The organism is Candidatus Kurthia intestinigallinarum (assembly GCF_003991225.1).
In the GTDB taxonomy this organism is placed as follows: Bacteria; Bacillota; Bacilli; order Bacillales_A; family Planococcaceae; genus Kurthia; species Kurthia populi.
On the sequence record NZ_JTFC01000031.1, the window covers coordinates 453087 to 470347 of the forward strand.

Below are 17261 nucleotides of genomic sequence, written 5' to 3' on the forward strand. Positions count from 1 at the left end.
TTTCTAAAAAACAAAAACTCCTTACGCCAATGCGCGAGGAGCCTTATTTAGTACATAATGATAGACTGACTAGTTTATAAAATATAGCTCAACACACGGTATAAGCCTATTTGAATAAAGTTCAATGCTAATAACGCAATGATTGGTGAAATATCAATCATACCAATCGGTGGAATAATCTTACGGAAAATCGATAAATACGGTTCTACGATTTTTGATAAAATTTCACCAAACTTTGATTCTTGCAACCCTGGAAGCCAGCTCATTAAAATGTAAATAATAATGGCGAATGAATAAACTTGAAATGCTAAAGCAATAATATCCATGCGTGTACTTTTCTCTCCTTAGTGGTAGCCTAGTACTTATCTTCTTCGTAATAGTATTCTGAAATCGCACCATCGATTTCAACATTATCTGGCGTACATAAGAAAATATCGATACCAATTTTTTTTATTTCACCGTCTAGTGCGAATACTGTACCACTTAGAAAATCAATAATACGCTTCCCATTTTCTTTATCAATACGTTGTAAATTAACAACCGCAGATTTTTTATTGCGAATGCAATCCGCAATATTTTGCGCTTCTGAATACATACGAGGCTCAAATAAATTGACCTTTGTTGTACGATTCATGCTCACGACATTATTAGCTTTTTTTTCCACAACTTGCATTTGTGCTACTTGTTGAGGTGGTAGATTTGATGCTACTTGCTGTGTTTTACGTTGTACAGGCTGTTGCACCTTACGTGGTGTTGCCATTTGTTGAGGTACAGGCTGCTGTTTTAGCTGCTGTACTTGTTGTGGACGCTGTTGCTGCTGTGGTTGTTGCTGTTGTGGTCTTGCTTGTTGTTTCGGCTGTGCTACTTCTTCTTCATCAAATTCATCATCGCGATTATCTAAATAGAAAAAGTCTTTTAAAAAGTTTTTCATTGCGGAATCCTCCTATCAGTCGAGTCCAACTAAAGCTGTACCAATACGAACGTATGTAGATCCCTCTTCGACGGCGATTGCATAGTCGTGTGACATGCCCATCGACAATTCGGTGCAAGGCGCATGCTCATATTGTTTTGCAGCGAGTGATAATTGAAGCTCTTTTAGTCCTTTAAATGTATTTCGAATGATTGTGTCGTCTTCTGTATTCGGCGCCATTGTCATTAAACCGACAACGCGAATATGGTCATATGCTTTCAGTTGTTCAATAAAAGGCTCAACTTCTTGTACCGCTAAGCCATGCTTAGAATCTTCGCCCGATACGTTTACTTGGACGAAGCAATTTACTGTTTTGGTTGCACGTTTATTAATTTCTTCCGCTAAACTTAATCGATCTAATGAATGGATGAAATCAACAGTATCTAATACTTTACGTACTTTACGTGTCTGTAATGAGCCAATATAATGCCAAACTGCACCATCTGTAATGGTTTCTTGCTTTTCAAGTAATGGTTCAGGGCGATTTTCACCTAGATGATGAATCCCTGCCGCAAGTGCTTCCTCGGCACGCGCTGTTGTGACTTGTTTTGTAACCGCAATAATCGTTACTTCTTCAGGATTGCGCCCTACTTTCGCGCAAGCTGCATCGATATTTTGTTGTATACGTTGTAAGTTATCAATAATTCGTGTCATGATTAATCCCAGCTTTTCAAGTTACTTGTTTATCATATTATTTTCATTTTATCAAGCACAGCCATATTAATCAATAAATTCCCATGAACCACGAAGATTTAAGCAAAATCTATTCATACTATCGTCTATTCCCGATGGCAATTCATCAAAAACATTAAAATTGTGTAACAAAATTTTAACAGATAAAAAAGCAGGAATCGCAATAGACACGATTCCTGCTTTTTTTATTAAATCCCTTGAAGGAAATAAGCTAACACTCATTCCACTCAAAACATTCTAGCGATTACGACGGTTACGATTACGTAAGAATGTTGGGATTTCTAATTCGTCTTGTTGAGACTGTTGTTGTTGTGTTTGTTGAGGCTGTGTTTGTTGCATAGGTTGCTCATATTGATGCTGTACAGGTTGTTGCGTTTGTTGTACAGGTTGTTGGTGCGTTTGTTGTGGAGCTGGGCGTGATGGTTGCACTGGACGTTGGCTACCACCTTGACCATTTGGATACGCATTATGTGTTTCAGAGAAATCTGTCGCGATAACTGTCACGATGATTTCATCTTTTAAGTTATCATTGATTACGGCACCGAAGATGATATTTTCATCGTCGTCTGGTGCAGCAGCACTTGAGATGATGTCCGCTGCTTCTTGGACTTCAAATAAGCTTAGGCTTGAGCCACCAGTGATGTTTAATAATACACCTTTCGCTCCGGCAATGGATGTTTCAAGTAATGGACTTGAAATGGCTTTTTTCGCTGCTTCTTCTGCGCGTTTTTCACCCGTTGCAATCCCAATACCCATCAGTGCTGAACCTTTGTTAGACATGATTGTTTTCACATCGGCAAAGTCAAGGTTGATTAAACCAGGTACAGCGATTAAATCTGAAATACCTTGGACACCTTGGCGTAATACGTTATCCGCTTCACGGAATGCTTCAAGCATTGGTGTATTTTTATCAACGATTTCTAATAGACGGTCGTTTGGAATAACGATTAATGTATCTACAGCTTCTTTCATCGTTGCAGTACCCGCTAATGCTTGAGATTGACGTTTACGGCCTTCGAATGAGAATGGGCGTGTAACAACACCTACTGTTAATGCGCCTAAATCACGAGCAATTTGAGCGATAACAGGGGCTGCCCCAGTACCAGTACCGCCACCCATACCTGCAGTGACGAATACCATATCAGCGCCTTGTAGTGTTTCTTCTAGTTGTTCTTTGCTTTCTTCAGCAGCTTTTTTACCTACTTCAGGGTTGGCACCTGCGCCTAAACCACGAGTTAGTTTATCCCCGATTTGTAATTTAATATCTGCTTGTGATGTTAATAATGCTTGTGCGTCGGTATTAACTGCGATAAATTCTACACCTTGTACCCCATGTTCAATCATTCGGTTTACTGCGTTGTTACCGCCGCCACCAACACCAATAACTTTAATTACTGCTAGTGGGTTTTCGTTCTGTTCGAAACCAATCATCTCTATTCCTCCTATTTCTTCAGTCACTATCTATCGTTATGAAACGTTAATTAGTCTAAAATCCCTTTGAAGATTTTCTTTACTTTATCGCTGAATTTTTCTTTTGGTTGATGATTTGTTTCTTCATAATCATCTCGTGGTGCTGGTTGTTGGTACTCCATTTGCTCTTGTTCATGCGATGGTTGTGCTGTACCTAACATCATATCATTTGAAGGTTGATTGAAATCACCTTCGTATTTATTGTAAAACTGATTATCAGCGTGTGCATAACGAATTAAATTCACAGCTGATGTGTATTCAGGGTCACGAACGCCAATATATTGAGGTGCTGCAATACGGACACGCGTTTGTAGACAATCACGTGCGAGTTGTGCGATACCTTCTAATTTAGCAACGCCACCTGTTAATACGACACCACCTGGTAAGCCTGAAAGATTTTGACGATAGAATTCATCTAAAATCAATTCGAACAGCTCTTCAAGACGCATACTAATAATTTCAGAAATATAGCGTTGGCTAAATTGTTCTTTTGCATCTGCCCCAATGACAGGCACATCGAAAACTTCATTATCCGATGCTTCATTGAAATAAGCATGACCATATTCTAGTTTGATTTTTTCAGCTTGCTCCGTCGATGTGCGCAGTACGAGTGATAAATCCTTCGTAATATTTTCGCCACCTACTGGAATAACCGATGCATGTAGTAATTGATCGTCTTTAAAGACTGCGATTGTCGTTGTTTCGCCACCGATATCAATCAATGTCGTTCCACGATTTCGTTCATCTTTTGTTAACGCAAATGTGCCCGATGCTAACGGTTGCAAGTAAATTTCTTGGATATCTAAGCCTGCTTTTTCTACACAACGTAAGACATTGTGTAACACCGTTTTAGATGTTGTAATCATCGTTGCATCTACTTCAAGTCGAATGCCTAGCATGCCGCGAGGATCTTTAATTTCTGATACGCTATCTACTGTGTAATAGCGAGGTACTAAATTAATATGCTCACGATCTGGTGAAAGAGACATCATCTGAGCAGCGTCTAATACGCGGTTTACATCATCAGACGTAATCTCACGATTTTCATCGTTCTTCACGACAGCTACGACGCCCTTTGTATCTTGAAGCATCACATGAGCTGCTGGAATTCCTAAAATGACCTTATGTATAGACATACCGATCATTCGTTCAGCTTGGTCCACTGCACGTTTTATCGATTGTACTGTCGCATCAATATCCACAATGCTTCCTTTACGAATGCCTGTAGATTTCGCATTTCCTACACCAATAATGTGTACGGCCTCATCACTGACTTCGCCAATAATACATTTTACAGATGTAGAACCAATATCTAATGATACATATACTTCTGGTTCACCCATTAAGGCACCTCCTTATAAAATGATTTTTTATTACCTTATAGTTTATTGCAAAACTTTTTTATTGTCTAAAGATAGTATGAAAAACAACTTTTTAGTATGAAATTCGCTATACCTTTTCCCTACATTTCTTATATAGAAACACTGTATACTCCGTATTATTTCATATTTTTCAAAAGATTACACGCCACAGCAGGAAATATTCACAAATTCATTATTTTTAATACTTCTTAAATGAATTGGCAACCTCCATGTTATAGACGCCTTTTTGAGTGCCACCTTTTTTCGCACGTTGCACCATTGCCGGATAGTACTGGAGCTTATATGCTAAATTTTTAACATCGATGTAGACGATATTACCATCCGTCATATAAAGCTTCGCATATTCACCATATTTCTTTTCAGTATTTGGTGAGATTTCCGAAATGGAATGAAGCAACTCAGCATCTAGTTGACTCAATTGTTTCACCGCATTTTGACGCTTTTCTTCATTGCTGAAACCCGTCATAATCGGCATATCAATTTCAGTAATATCTTTTGGTGTCGGTAAAATCACTCCATTTTCCAATACATATTCAATACGGTTCGTACTATCACGGACATATGCAACTGGCTTATACTCCGTAATTTTTACATGAATATCACTTGGCCACACACGACTGACAACTGCTTTTTTTACTGTTTTTTCTTGTGACAATCGTTTTTCAATAACACGATTTTTATAACCCCAAAGCGAGTCCCCAGCATGTAAATCACTTTGCTGCTCATAATACTCCGCTGACTTTAACGTTGCGCCTTTCACCGTTACGTTGTCGATATGGCTAATCGGCAATTGTAAGTAAAGAAGTGCGAGCAGACACACCGCAAGGATACTCATAATGATGGCAAACTTTTTCGTATGCTTGTTCATCTTTTTGGGTGGACGCTTTTTTTTCTTCGGCTTGTTTGACGAAGTCGTATCATTAGCGGCCTCTTGCAACTTAGAAAATTCGATAATTTTCTCCATGTGCTACTCACTTCTTTCTTCGTTTATTGCTGTAACGCCTCTACTGCTTTGACGAAGCGCTCGCCACGTACTTCAAAGCGAGAATATTGATCCCAACTTGCACATGCTGGTGATAGTAAAATAACATCACCTTCGTTTGAAACGGCATATGCTTTTTCTACAGCATCTTCAATCCACTCAGCACGTTCAATTGTTTCAATACCACAAGACTTCGCAAATTCTGCAAAACGTTCCGCTGTTTCACCTGATACGACAACGGCATGAACATTTGGCATAAATTCACGCAATTCTTCGAATGAATGTCCGCGATCCAAACCACCTGCTAGTAACACAATTGGTTGTTTGAAGGCTGACAAGGCACTGCGTGTTGCAAGTGTATTTGTCGCTTTTGAGTCATTGTAAAATTTACGACCATTCCACGTTGTCACAAATTGTGTACGGTGTTCTACGCCCGCAAATGTCGCTAGAACGTGTTCCATCGCTTGTTGTGGTGTATCAAGTAATTTTGCTGCTGCAATCGCACACATCGCATTTTCAACATTATGCTTACCTGGTAGCGCAATCATGTCGCGCGCCATTAGCACTTCTCCATTCCAGTAAATATTGTCAGCATCACAGCTAATCCCTTGTTCAAGGATGCGTGTTGATGAAAATGGAATTTTTTGTGCTTTTGATTTCGCCGCATATGATGATACGATTTCTTGGTCTGCATTATAGATTAAGAAGTCTTGCTCATCTTGGTTACGCGTTACATTGAATTTTGCTTTCGCATATTCTTCCATTGTGCCGTGGTAATCGATATGTGCTTCAAATAAATTCGTCCAAATCGCAATATGCGGTTTAAATTCATTTGTGCCCATTAGTTGGAATGATGATAATTCCGTGACGATGACATTGTCTTGCTGTGCTTTTTCAGCAACGCCACAAGCGACCGTACCGATATTGCCAGCGATTAATGGTTTTTTATTACCTTCGTTCAAAATATTAAATAACAATGTTGTTGTCGTTGTTTTACCATTTGAACCAGTAATCCCAATCATTGGTGCTTCACTTACTAGATAAGCTAATTCCACCTCGGTCCATACCGGAATGCCACGTTCAATTGCATCTTTAACGATGATATTTGAATAAGGAATCCCTGGGTTTTTGACAACGACTTCGAAGCCCTCATCAAGTAAATCTTCTGGGTGACGACCACAAATCACATGCATACCTTGCTCTAAAAGACGTTTTGCATCGTCATTGTCCTCAAATGGTTTTGAGTCATTGACCGTTACAAATGCGCCTAATTTGTGTAATAATTCCGCTGCTGCCACGCCACTTTTTGCTAAGCCTAATACTAATACTTTTTTATGTTCGAACATTGTTATTTTTTTCATCCTATAAAACCTCCGCAACCACTGCAATCACTGCTACGATTACTCCAACGCCCCAGAATGTAAGCACAACGCGCCACTCTGACCAGCCAGATAATTCGAAGTGGTGATGAATTGGGGTCATTTTAAATACACGTTTCCCTGTTTTTTTAAATACCGCTACTTGGATCATAACAGAAGCTGTTTCTACTACGAATACAAGGCCGATAATTAATAATAAAATTTCTTGATGCGTTAAAATTGATAACGTCGCTAAAGCGCCACCAAGTGCTAATGAGCCTGTATCCCCCATGAAGACTTTCGCTGGGTTTTTGTTGAAGATAAGGAAACCTAATAATGAACCTGCTACCGCAAAGGCGAAAACAGCTAAATCATACTGTTCTTGTACGAATGCGATAATGGCATACGCTAAGAAAGCAACAGCTCCTGTACCTGATACGAGACCATCTAGACCATCTGTTAAGTTCACAGCGTTTGAGAAGCCAACTAACCAGAAAATCATGAATAATACATATACCCATCCTAAATGAATTGAGCTATCTGTGAATGGAATGTGTAGTGCATTTTCAAAACCACCAACATTCGTAATTAAGAAGTACGCTACGATTGAAATGATGATTTGTAAAATTAATTTTTGAATCGACGTTAGTCCTAAATTACGTTTGAAAAATACTTTCATTCCGTCATCTAGGAAACCAACGATACCAAAGCCAAGAAGAACGATTAATAATGCAACAGATTCTGCTGAAATTAAGCCCTTCCCTGCCCCGATAATTAATGTTGTTAAAATAATTGAAATTAAGAAGATGATACCACCCATTGTAGGTGTACCTGCTTTTTTCATGTGAGATTTTGGACCTTCCTCACGAATGCTTTGACCAAATTTCAAGCGGTGTAATGCAGGGATTAACATCGGTGCAAGAATCGCTGAAATGGCGAATGCGACGATTAACGTCAAGAAAACTAATGATGCTGACATGTTTTTATTGCTCCTTTTAAACTTTTAAATACGTTATCTATCATAGTAGTTTCACTTTAAAATTAAAAGGTTTTTTCTAGAAAAGCCCTTTACAAATTCATCACAATTATGACTAAGCGATAACATTGTTCATTTTCAATATGAAACAGGAAAAAACCGAGCGTGGGCACGGTTTTAAATTTCCTGACATATAACTGTCGCCTAAACGACTATTTTTTTGTTTTTTTTGTACTTTTTGCATCCGTTTGCTTTAACGTAAGGGTTAGTTTTGAATCGGCATCTAATGTTGTGCCTTCTGGCAGTGACTGTGTTGTCACAAAGCCTTCTCCTTTTATCGTAAACTGATGACCACTAAGTGACTGATAGGTTAATACATCACGCAGTGACCAGCCTTTAAACGAAGGTAGCTGAATGATATCGCTATCTGTTTTCAAGAACAGACGTGCACCCTCTAATACTATTTCGCCTTTTTCTGGATATTGTTGCACAATTTGCGTACCATTCTCACCGAGTATAATTGGTGTTAATTTTTGAGCTGCTAATTCCTGTGTCGCATCTTCAACGCCTAATGCTACATAGTCGCTCACTTCTACATCCTCTGCACGTTCTACTTCTTCCGGCTCAACATTTAAATATTTTAAACTACGGTCCATGACGGAATTAAATACTTCTGACGTTGGATCTGAGCCAACATATTTTTCGCCGAGCTTCGGTTTCTTAACAGCAATGTACATCACTAGTTCTGGATCATCTGCCGGGGCACTACCTAAGAAGGAATACAGGAATTGATTTTTCCCCCATGAATAGCCGCCACCCGCTTTAGGAATTTGTGCGGTACCCGTTTTACCGGTTACTGTATAATCTTCACTCGCAAATTTTTGAGCCGTTCCGTGTTCGGATGTAACGGTTGTTGCTAATGTCTCACGTACTTCTTTAGCCGTTTCTGCTGAAATTGGCTGGCCTTTAACAGTCGGTTCATGTTGCTCAACCGTTTTACCAGTGTTAGGGTCGACAATTTTTTCAATGACATACGGCTGCATCATTTTGCCATCATTCGCAATGGCTGAATAGGCTTGAATCATTTGAATTGGCGTCACCGTTGACCCTTGACCATAGGCCGTTGTGACAACATTGATTGGGTATTGATTTAACAATTTACCCGACACTTCACCAGGTAAATCAATTCCCGTCTTCGTACCAAAACCAAATGTTTTCAATGAATCCATAAATTTTTCAGGACCAATTCGTTTTAGTAAGTTCGCCATCCCTACATTTGAAGAGCGTTGAATCCCTTCTAAATAAGTAATGCGACCCCAACCACGCTGATTACTATCACGAATCGTCGCATCATATACTTTGTATTGACCTGATTGGAATGTGGCATTTGGCTCCCAGTTACCATTTTCGATTGCTGTTGCAAGTGTAAAAGTTTTCATTGTCGAGCCCGGTTCAATCGTTTGTTCTGTTAAATAGTTCGCCCAGCTATTTTCTAAGCCTTCACGCGTTTTTAAGTTAAACGTTGGGCGCTGTGACATTGCTAAAATACGACCTGTTTTAGGATCGGCTACAATGGCCATCATCGATTCAGGATTGTATTTCTTTTGCACCTCTGACATAGAATCTTCTAAAAAGCTTTGAATCATTTTATCAAGCGTTAGATAAATATTTTGACCGTCTTTGGCCGGTACGATTGTTTCATCCTTCATCGGTAATAAACGACCCCAGAAGTCACTTTCATATTCAAGTTTTCCGTTCGTACCCGATAATTCATCGTTGTACGTGCGTTCAATGCCCATCTCTCCACTTACTTTACGTGTAAATAACTGTGTCTCTTTATCACGAACTTCCTCTTCCTTGACAATCCCTACTAAATTGGATGCGAAAATGCCATTCGGATAAAAGCGAACAAGTTGCGTCTCGAAATTAATGCCTGGTAACTCTTCTGCTTCAATTTTCTTTTTTACACTATTCGGCAGATTGCGTCCTGCCTTATTAAACTCAACTTGATATCGATCAGCCTTTTGAGCCTTCACGATAATTTCACGAATTTCAGCTGGCGATAAATCAATATATTTTGAAAGCACGCGTGCTGTCTTATCGACATCTACGACGTGATAATCTTCTTTTAAATCTTTTGAAATCTCGGGCGTAATAATGGCATACATTTTATAGCGTTGTTCATCTTCCGCAATAATCGAGCCATTACGGTCCATAATCTTTCCGCGTGTCGCAGATAAATTTTCCTGCTTTGTATGTTTTTTCGCTACCGAGGCGGCCAAATCACGGCCTTCCGCTGAACCTGTCGCTTGGATTAAGGCAATCCTTACAAACATCAATAGAAAAAGGAGCCCAAAAATGCCTAGCATTAAAAAGGCTCCCCATCGATTTCCGAATACACTTTGTCGTTTACGTTTTGTCATTCTCCTGACACTACCTTCACTTTCGAATCAGATGTTAAGCCTAAAGCTTTTGCCTTCTTCATAATGCGCTCCGGTGTCGATAAGCTACTTACCTCATTTGATAATTCGCTATTTTCTAATTTAATCGAGTCAATTTTCTTTTCTGTTTGACTCATCTTTACAGACGTCGATTGGATTGACGATAGAGTGTTTAAATTCATCACAGCAAAAATAGCAATAATACTCATCATCACTACAAAACTCAACTTTTCTGCTTTTGACCATTTGAAAATTGAAATTTTACGACGGGTCTGAGGCTTTTTCTTCGGTTGTGGGGTAGGATTAAAATCTGGTTGTTGTTCAATATACGGTTGTTGTATGTAATCCTGCTTTGGTTTTGCTAATGCCATCTAAACGACTCCTCTCTAAGCTTTAATACGTTCGATAATACGTAATTTCGCTGAACGTGAGCGATTGTTTTCTTCTAATTCTTCATCACTTGGTAAAATCGGTTTGCGTGTTACCAATTTAAAGTCTGGTTTTAAATGCTCCGGAATAACCGGTAAACCTGGTGGTAAATCTGGTAACGATGATTTTTCTTTAAACAATGTTTTACATAAACGGTCCTCTAATGAGTGGAATGTAATCACACTCACGCGGCCCTCAACATCGATTAAATCAAGTGCTTGTTGTAATGAATCCTCGGCTGCCCCTAGCTCATCATTTACGGCAATACGGATTGCTTGGAATACGCGTTTTGCCGGGTGCCCACCTTTACGGCGAGCTGCTGCTGGAATACCATCTTTAATTAGTTCAACAAGTTGGCTTGTCGTTTCGATTGGCGCTTTTGCACGCGCTTCCTCAATTTTACGAGCAATTTGTTTTGAAAATTTTTCTTCGCCATAACGATAGAAAATACGAACAAGATCTGAATACTCCCATTCGTTTACGACGTGGAATGCTGTGAGTGCAGCGGTTTGGTCCATACGCATATCTAGTGGCGCATCTTGGTGATAACTAAAGCCGCGCTCCGCCACATCAAGTTGTGGTGAAGATACCCCTAAGTCATATAGAATGCCATCAACCGTTGTGATACCTAGTGCTGATAATTCCTGCTGAATATAGCGGAAGTTTGAGTGCACAAAAGTCACACGGTCTAAATATGGTGCTAGTCTTTCTTTTGCATTGTCGATTGCAATTTGGTCTTGGTCAAAACAAATTAACCTACCTTCGTCCGACAGCTGACTTACGAGATATTCACTGTGTCCAGCGCCGCCGAGCGTACAATCTACATAAATGCCATCAGGACGAATGTTCAAACCATCGACTGTTTCTTTTAATAATACGGTTGTGTGATTGAACATTTTAAGTCCTCCAAAATCAAAATATCTTATTATACGCGTTTACTAACCTAGTACCGCACGTACTGAAAAAGTAAACGCGTATAATGAATAAGTGAAACATCGTACAGCAGTATATTCCCCAATAGCCCTATTTTCAAAAGCTATTTTGAAAAAATATACCGTTAACCCTATAAACTATCCCACTTTATACAGTAAATGTACCACATTCGTCGTTTTTACTCTACAAAATCCTGTATAATTGTGCAAAATTCCAAAAAAATAAGCATTTAATCCCTATTAAAAGATTATAATATGATAAATTTCACATTGATACCTTAAAAAAGTAATTAATATTATGCTTTTATGCCTTTTAGGACGTTAAAAATTAAAAAAAGATGCTATCAAAGCATCTTTTTTAGTGTTATAAATAAACAATTTGATGACGACCATCAATTGTATACGGTAATGTCAGTAAATCATCTACTAATGTCATACCATAGTCATTTAAATATGGATACGGTGTATACGTACGTTCCTGGAAGCCTCCAAGTGGTAATAAGTCCCGTTCGATATCTCCAAAGCGACGCATCGCCACATCATGTTTCATTAATACTTCTTGCTCAATCTTACGCATCATAAAATCAAGCTGTGATTTATGGAAGTTTAAGTTTTTATCAACGAGCGTATTAACATGTAAATCATTCGCAATTAAATGCTCATGCAATGCTGCATATTGTTTTTCAATTAAACGTTTTGTTGTTTCAAGCGTTTGCTGTGCCTCTTTGTCATATACTTGCGCTTTAAAGCTTTCGCGTAAGTCGTCTACTTTTCCTTCTAACGCGTCTTTCACCGTTAACTGTAAATCCTCAAGTAGCGCCTGTGTATGCGATGTCACCATCGTAATATTTAGACGTGGTGTGAATACCGGTACTTTCATGCCTAATGTCTCAAAGCCCTCTTTCAGCGTTGACCAATAAGCAAGCTCACCAGGCCCCCCGACAAATGATAGTACGGGAAGCACCATATCTTGCATCATTGGACGTGTCACCACATTATTACTGAAGTGGCCCGCCGCTGCTTGTTGTTTCATTTCATCTACTGTGAAATGAACATTCGCCGCATGATTTAAAAACTTACCATCCTTACGCACTAATAAGTAGCGTGCGCCGTCCTCTGTGTAAAATAAGTTTGCCGCATCTTCTGTAGCACCGATTGGCATTGGATAGCCTAGTTCGACTAAATGCGCTTCACGTGCTGTAACAACTTTGGCAATTTCTTCTGAATGGTCGATTAATCGTTCAAAATAGGGTGCTTCGTATGCGCGTAGCTTTTCATCCGCCGCATCCAGCATTAATAAGCCATACTCTTTAAATAACCCGTGCATTAAGCGTACAAAGAAGTCTGTAAATGTCGTTGTTTGCTCAACTTCCGCTAACACGCTCGCTAATAAATCTTTCGTGTACGCTGTTTCGCCAAAGGATGCAAAAATTTCTTTCACCCATTCCGTTAATGCCACGCGGTCAAGCACTGTATACGATGCCTGTTTTTTATGCTTCGTTTTTTCACCAAAATTCACTTTATGTAATGTGCTTGTGAATGTATGGTTAATTTCATCGATATCATGATCTTCCCCAGCAATCCAAAAGACTGGTACAACAGGTACACCGAGTTTTTCACGCTGCTCATTAGCTAAGACGATGACCGTAATCGCTTTATGTACAGAATAAAGCGGTCCTGTTAATAACCCAGCTTGCTGTCCACCAACAACGGCTACCGCATTCTCTTCTAATTCTTTTAAATGTTGCTCATCTTTTGGTGATAAGCCATATGGCGCCATAAAGTCGCGGATAATGTCGGCTAACTCCTGACGACGCACGGGATGATTTTTTAAATCATTCAGACGTTGTTCAAACGCTTCTTGTGTTTGTTCATAATGGAAAAAGGCTGCTACATCCCCTTGTTGTTGATAACTATTTAATAAAGGGTTTGTTGCCTTTAACTCAACTTGTTCCAATCTCATAGTCGCTCTTACTCCTCTTCGAATGTTTCACTCCTAGTAGCAGTATATCATTTCCTACTTTGTGAAATATATAAATGTGCTTACGGCATAAACAAATGCATGACCCATAACACAATATAGATAAAGCTATATAATAAAAAGACGATGCGCCAAGTGCGCTTTAATACGCCTAAAAATTTCAGTTCTTCTTTCATGCGCCATTCAAGCGTTGTCATAAGCATTAACAACACAACAGCAACAATCCATGTGAGAACACCTAAATCGACATCAAAATAATTTTTTGCGAGCTGCGGTATGGAAAAAAGCAACACAAATGTTGTAATATCTGCTGCTGCACCAAATGCGCGATGGCCTTTTTTGATTAGTTTCATAAACAGAAAAACGATTAAAAAGATGCCCCATGGAAATTGGGCGCATAATTCAAAAATTGTCGACAATATGCCCATTCCATCCACCCCCCTTTTTTTACCTTATGCAAGTATAATAATGTTTGAAGCTAAAATGCAAATCGAATTCAATTTTACAACATAAAAAAACGAAGACCTCTCTTGCTAAAACACGAGAAATCTTCGTTTAAAACCATGCATTATTTTTTGTTTTTTGATAGAAAACGATCGACTGCTGCTAAATGCGGCTCTTGCTCCCAAAGTAGTGAACATGTGGCCACCTCTTGTTGGATGCGTGTATAAAGTCCGGCATTTTTCCACTTACGAATCTCCATCTCTTTGTACGCCTTATGGACACCTGGCTCCACTTTACGCATATCCTCAATAAATTCTTCAAGAGCATTTCGAGGCTCCCCCTCAAAGACGCGCATTGCCCAGCCAATATCATATAGTTGCTGTGCAGGATATGTTTTCGCATCTACTAGCATTTTGAGTGCGCGGTCATGACGCAGCCCGCGCTCAAATAAGTACGTTCCGCCACCCCAACCGGTCGTAATGGCGAGTGTCCCTTGAATAAAGCCACATTTCGCTTCGGCAGCCACGAGACGGAAATCACAAGCTGTAGCAATCTCACAGCCGCCCCCTACTGCTGTGCCATTAATTAATGCGATTGTCGGTACAGGAAGTGTTGCCCATTCATATAATAGTTCTGCCATCTTCGACAACATGCTTGACGCTTGTTCTGCCGTCGTCAGCGTATGAAACTCAGATAAATCCCCACCTGAGCAAAATGCGCGGTCTCCCGTGCCTGTAATGACTAAAAAACGTACTGTATCATGTGTATGTACATAATCAATTACTTCACGGAAGCCATCCATCACGTCATCATTAATTGCATTACGACGTTCTGGACGGTCAATTGTAAACGTTAAAACGCCATCTACTTCCTCAAAAAAATACCCCTTTGTCATCTCTATCACCCTTTGTTTATTTTTTCGGAAACATACCTGTATAATAGCAATTTAATAAGAAAGTTGGCAATAGTGGAAAATTTTTACGTCCTATGATAAAAAAAGAACGTAGTACCGATTAACAGATACTACGCTCTTTTATGTGTGTGTGAAACTAGATTTTTTCCATGAATTACCGGGTCAGACCCGATATTAAAAAGGCCGCCAAAGAGCCATGGTCTCTCTAGCGGTCTCTCTCAGTTGAAAACTGAAATTATTTGCTGATAACTTCTTTACCTTTGTATGAACCACAAGCTTTACATACGTGGTGAGCAAGTTTTAGTTCGCCACAGTTAGGGCAAGCTACCATACCCGGTACAGCTAATTTGATGTGCGTACGACGTTGACGTTTCGCAGTTTTAGAAGTTCTTCTAAATGGTACAGCCATGAATGGCACCTCCTTACAGATTCTTATTCATCTGTTTGATCAAAAAATTTAGCTAAATTAGCTAATCTTGGATCTACTTTTTTTTCGTCATTTTGTTTCTGACGAGTCAAATCTTCTTCCGACATAATCGACCAATGATCGTTTTTCGGATTCATAATTTGTGCATCTTCCTTATACACTTGCATTGGAATCTCTAATAAAATTAGTTCTTCCAATACAGGGTCGACATGGATAACATCGCCCTCTACAGGGTGAATATTATCTTGTTCATCATGACCAGCCATATCTCCCCAGCGGAAAATTTCCACCATGTCGATGTCGATTGGGTAAATGACGTCTTCCCAAGTTCGCGCACAAGGAAGCGTTAGCGTCGTCGTCACGCGAAAATGACAATTCATTTGCTCTGAACCGAAAGTCGCTAAACCTTCGACATGTACAGGAGCAATTGCGCGAATGTCGCTATTGCGTTCCATTACGCTATCCAGTTGAACATCAGCGTTCACTGGCATCCCGCTTTGGCGATATTTCGATAATTGTGGGATTGCCCATTTCATATATATTATCACCTCAAGACAACAAAATTGATTATATAATGTGAATAAATAGATGTCAAGATATTTTCTTGTCACTACTCTCAAAGTCGGCTTATAATCATTAATAGTTAGTATAAACGGAGTGATTCTATGAATGCAACAGGTATAATTGTTGAATATAACCCTTTTCATAACGGGCACCTACATCATATCAAACAATCGCGTAATTTAACAGATGCAGATATCGTAATTGCCGTGATGAGTGGCCACTTTTTACAACGTGGCGAACCAAGCTTTGCAGACAAGTGGCTACGAACAGAAATGGCGCTTCAAAATGGCGCAGATATCGTCGTTGAATTGCCCTATGCGTTTGCGACAGCACCAGCAGTCGATTTTGCAAAAGGTGGCGTGGCACTTTTAGCGGCCTTAAAATGTCGTGCCCTGGCATTTGGTAGCGAACAAGGGCAAATCGAGCCTTTTTTAGCCACTTACGACGCGATAGAGGGCGACAATGCCACTTTCCAGAAAAATGTACAGCACGCCGTCAAAAGCGGTCTAAGCTATCCTAAAGCCTTAAATTCAGCCTACAGCCAAATGACCACAAAAAATAACGGTTCATTTGCCGATTTGACACAGCCAAATAATATTTTAGGCTATCACTATGTCGAACAAATTTTCAAACAAAAAAGTGCCATGCAAGCCGTGACCATTCCACGTATTGCATCGGGCTATCACGATCATATTTTAGCCGGCACGACGATTCAAAGCGCTACAGGCATTCGAGAAGCTGTTTTTGACGGCAGCTTACAAGATGTCGAAGCATTTATGCCGGCCAGTAATTTTTCATTATTACAGCAGGCAACGCTTATGAACTGGGATGTTCTTTATCCTACGCTGCGTTATATGCTACTGCGTTTAAGTCCTTCTGAAATCGCGGCCCATGCCGAGGTCACAGAGGGCATTGAATATTTATTGCAAAAAGCTGCGCGCACAAGCGACACCTTTACGCAGTTTATGACACGTATTAAATCAAAGCGCTACACATGGACGCGCCTACAACGGATGCTCACACATATTTACACCGGCTTTACGAAAGCACAGCTAATCGAGGCAAGTATGCCACACTACATTCGCCTACTCGGCATGACGGAAAATGGTCAGCGCTATATTTCAGCACATAAAAAAGAATTTACGTTACCACTTGTCAGCCGCGTTGCCGCGTTTGATGATCCGATGCTTTCGCAAGATTGTAAGGCAACAGATTTATATTACCTTGCACAACAGCGCGCACCGGGTGAAGATTTTAGACGTCCACCCATTCGAATTTAACGATGTTAAAGAGGCTTTG

The 17261-nt window shown here is 39.8% G+C and carries 17 protein-coding genes; 1 reads left to right on the forward strand and 16 read right to left on the reverse strand.

Annotated features, from left to right (window positions below; translation table 11 throughout):
• Positions 1 to 74 precede the first annotated feature (74 nt).
• The 16 genes from QI30_RS10840 to QI30_RS10915 all read right to left on the reverse strand — a co-directional run bounded on the left by QI30_RS10840 (position 75) and on the right by QI30_RS10915 (position 15934).
• Positions 75 to 326, reverse strand: a complete 252-nt coding sequence (locus tag QI30_RS10840) for a YggT family protein (protein WP_020189375.1) — start codon at positions 324 to 326, stop codon at positions 75 to 77.
• A gap of 29 nt (positions 327 to 355) precedes the next feature.
• Positions 356 to 931 (reverse strand): cell division protein SepF, encoded by a 576-nt coding sequence (locus tag QI30_RS10845; protein ID WP_126990799.1) that lies wholly within the window; start codon positions 929 to 931, stop codon positions 356 to 358.
• Between the two features lie 15 nt (positions 932 to 946).
• Complete coding sequence (locus tag QI30_RS10850; protein ID WP_020189373.1) at positions 947 to 1624, reverse strand: YggS family pyridoxal phosphate-dependent enzyme; 678 nt, start codon at positions 1622 to 1624, stop codon at positions 947 to 949.
• Positions 1625 to 1900: 276 nt separating this feature from the next.
• Positions 1901 to 3094: a cell division protein FtsZ gene (gene ftsZ / locus QI30_RS10855; protein ID WP_126990800.1), complete on the reverse strand. Its 1194-nt coding sequence runs from the start codon at positions 3092 to 3094 to the stop codon at positions 1901 to 1903.
• A gap of 50 nt (positions 3095 to 3144) precedes the next feature.
• Positions 3145 to 4476, reverse strand: a complete 1332-nt coding sequence (gene ftsA / locus QI30_RS10860) for a cell division protein FtsA (RefSeq protein WP_126990801.1) — start codon at positions 4474 to 4476, stop codon at positions 3145 to 3147.
• Between the two features lie 217 nt (positions 4477 to 4693).
• Positions 4694 to 5479: a cell division protein FtsQ/DivIB gene (locus tag QI30_RS10865; RefSeq protein WP_126990802.1), complete on the reverse strand. Its 786-nt coding sequence runs from the start codon at positions 5477 to 5479 to the stop codon at positions 4694 to 4696.
• Between the two features lie 23 nt (positions 5480 to 5502).
• On the reverse strand, positions 5503 to 6858 hold the full coding sequence (gene murD / locus QI30_RS10870; RefSeq protein ID WP_020189369.1) for a UDP-N-acetylmuramoyl-L-alanine--D-glutamate ligase: 1356 nt from the start codon (positions 6856 to 6858) through the stop codon (positions 5503 to 5505).
• 1 nt (position 6859) lies between these two features.
• Positions 6860 to 7834, reverse strand: a complete 975-nt coding sequence (mraY, locus tag QI30_RS10875) for a phospho-N-acetylmuramoyl-pentapeptide-transferase (RefSeq protein WP_020189368.1) — start codon at positions 7832 to 7834, stop codon at positions 6860 to 6862.
• Positions 7835 to 8043: 209 nt separating this feature from the next.
• Positions 8044 to 10254: a penicillin-binding protein gene (locus QI30_RS10880; protein ID WP_126990803.1), complete on the reverse strand. Its 2211-nt coding sequence runs from the start codon at positions 10252 to 10254 to the stop codon at positions 8044 to 8046.
• On the reverse strand, positions 10251 to 10643 hold the full coding sequence (gene ftsL2 / locus QI30_RS10885; RefSeq protein WP_020189366.1) for a cell division protein FtsL: 393 nt from the start codon (positions 10641 to 10643) through the stop codon (positions 10251 to 10253). Before ftsL2 ends, QI30_RS10880 begins: the two co-directional genes overlap by 4 nt.
• Positions 10644 to 10658: 15 nt before the next feature.
• Complete coding sequence (gene rsmH, locus QI30_RS10890; protein WP_126990804.1) at positions 10659 to 11597, reverse strand: 16S rRNA (cytosine(1402)-N(4))-methyltransferase RsmH; 939 nt, start codon at positions 11595 to 11597, stop codon at positions 10659 to 10661.
• A 400-nt stretch (positions 11598 to 11997) separates the two neighbouring features.
• Positions 11998 to 13596 carry a bacillithiol biosynthesis cysteine-adding enzyme BshC gene (gene bshC / locus QI30_RS10895; protein ID WP_126990805.1) on the reverse strand — a complete coding sequence of 533 codons (1599 nt, stop codon included), beginning with the start codon at positions 13594 to 13596 and terminating at the stop codon, positions 11998 to 12000.
• Positions 13597 to 13676: 80 nt separating this feature from the next.
• Entirely contained in the window at positions 13677 to 14042 is a 366-nt protein-coding gene (locus QI30_RS10900) for a DUF3397 family protein (protein WP_020189363.1), read from the reverse strand.
• A gap of 140 nt (positions 14043 to 14182) precedes the next feature.
• Entirely contained in the window at positions 14183 to 14953 is a 771-nt protein-coding gene (locus tag QI30_RS10905) for an enoyl-CoA hydratase/isomerase family protein (RefSeq protein ID WP_020189362.1), read from the reverse strand.
• Positions 14954 to 15206: 253 nt separating this feature from the next.
• Positions 15207 to 15380 (reverse strand): 50S ribosomal protein L32, encoded by a 174-nt coding sequence (gene rpmF / locus QI30_RS10910; protein ID WP_020189361.1) that lies wholly within the window; start codon positions 15378 to 15380, stop codon positions 15207 to 15209.
• A gap of 23 nt (positions 15381 to 15403) precedes the next feature.
• Complete coding sequence (locus QI30_RS10915) at positions 15404 to 15934, reverse strand: YceD family protein (protein WP_126990806.1); 531 nt, start codon at positions 15932 to 15934, stop codon at positions 15404 to 15406.
• Between the two features lie 129 nt (positions 15935 to 16063).
• Between QI30_RS10915 and QI30_RS10920 the strand changes: the two genes are divergently transcribed.
• Positions 16064 to 17242: a nucleotidyltransferase gene (locus QI30_RS10920; protein ID WP_126990807.1), complete on the forward strand. Its 1179-nt coding sequence runs from the start codon at positions 16064 to 16066 to the stop codon at positions 17240 to 17242.
• Positions 17243 to 17261: the final 19 nt, after the last annotated feature.

Coding starts and splice junctions, on each gene's coding strand:
- mraY (WP_020189368.1), bottom strand. CDS start 7,834: ATGTCAGCATCATTAGTTTTCTTGACGTTAATCGTCGCATTCGCCATT.
- QI30_RS10840 (WP_020189375.1), bottom strand. CDS start 326: ATGGATATTATTGCTTTAGCATTTCAAGTTTATTCATTCGCCATTATT.
- rpmF (WP_020189361.1), bottom strand. CDS start 15,380: ATGGCTGTACCATTTAGAAGAACTTCTAAAACTGCGAAACGTCAACGT.
- QI30_RS10900 (WP_020189363.1), bottom strand. CDS start 14,042: ATGGGCATATTGTCGACAATTTTTGAATTATGCGCCCAATTTCCATGG.
- QI30_RS10905 (WP_020189362.1), bottom strand. CDS start 14,953: ATGACAAAGGGGTATTTTTTTGAGGAAGTAGATGGCGTTTTAACGTTT.
- murD (WP_020189369.1), bottom strand. CDS start 6,858: ATGAAAAAAATAACAATGTTCGAACATAAAAAAGTATTAGTATTAGGC.
- ftsZ (WP_126990800.1), bottom strand. CDS start 3,094: ATGATTGGTTTCGAACAGAACGAAAACCCACTAGCAGTAATTAAAGTT.
- QI30_RS10850 (WP_020189373.1), bottom strand. CDS start 1,624: ATGACACGAATTATTGATAACTTACAACGTATACAACAAAATATCGAT.
- QI30_RS10920 (WP_126990807.1), top strand. CDS start 16,064: ATGAATGCAACAGGTATAATTGTTGAATATAACCCTTTTCATAACGGG.
- QI30_RS10915 (WP_126990806.1), bottom strand. CDS start 15,934: ATGAAATGGGCAATCCCACAATTATCGAAATATCGCCAAAGCGGGATG.
- QI30_RS10845 (WP_126990799.1), bottom strand. CDS start 931: ATGAAAAACTTTTTAAAAGACTTTTTCTATTTAGATAATCGCGATGAT.
- ftsL2 (WP_020189366.1), bottom strand. CDS start 10,643: ATGGCATTAGCAAAACCAAAGCAGGATTACATACAACAACCGTATATT.
- bshC (WP_126990805.1), bottom strand. CDS start 13,596: ATGAGATTGGAACAAGTTGAGTTAAAGGCAACAAACCCTTTATTAAAT.
- QI30_RS10865 (WP_126990802.1), bottom strand. CDS start 5,479: ATGGAGAAAATTATCGAATTTTCTAAGTTGCAAGAGGCCGCTAATGAT.
- rsmH (WP_126990804.1), bottom strand. CDS start 11,597: ATGTTCAATCACACAACCGTATTATTAAAAGAAACAGTCGATGGTTTG.
- ftsA (WP_126990801.1), bottom strand. CDS start 4,476: ATGGGTGAACCAGAAGTATATGTATCATTAGATATTGGTTCTACATCT.
- QI30_RS10880 (WP_126990803.1), bottom strand. CDS start 10,254: ATGACAAAACGTAAACGACAAAGTGTATTCGGAAATCGATGGGGAGCC.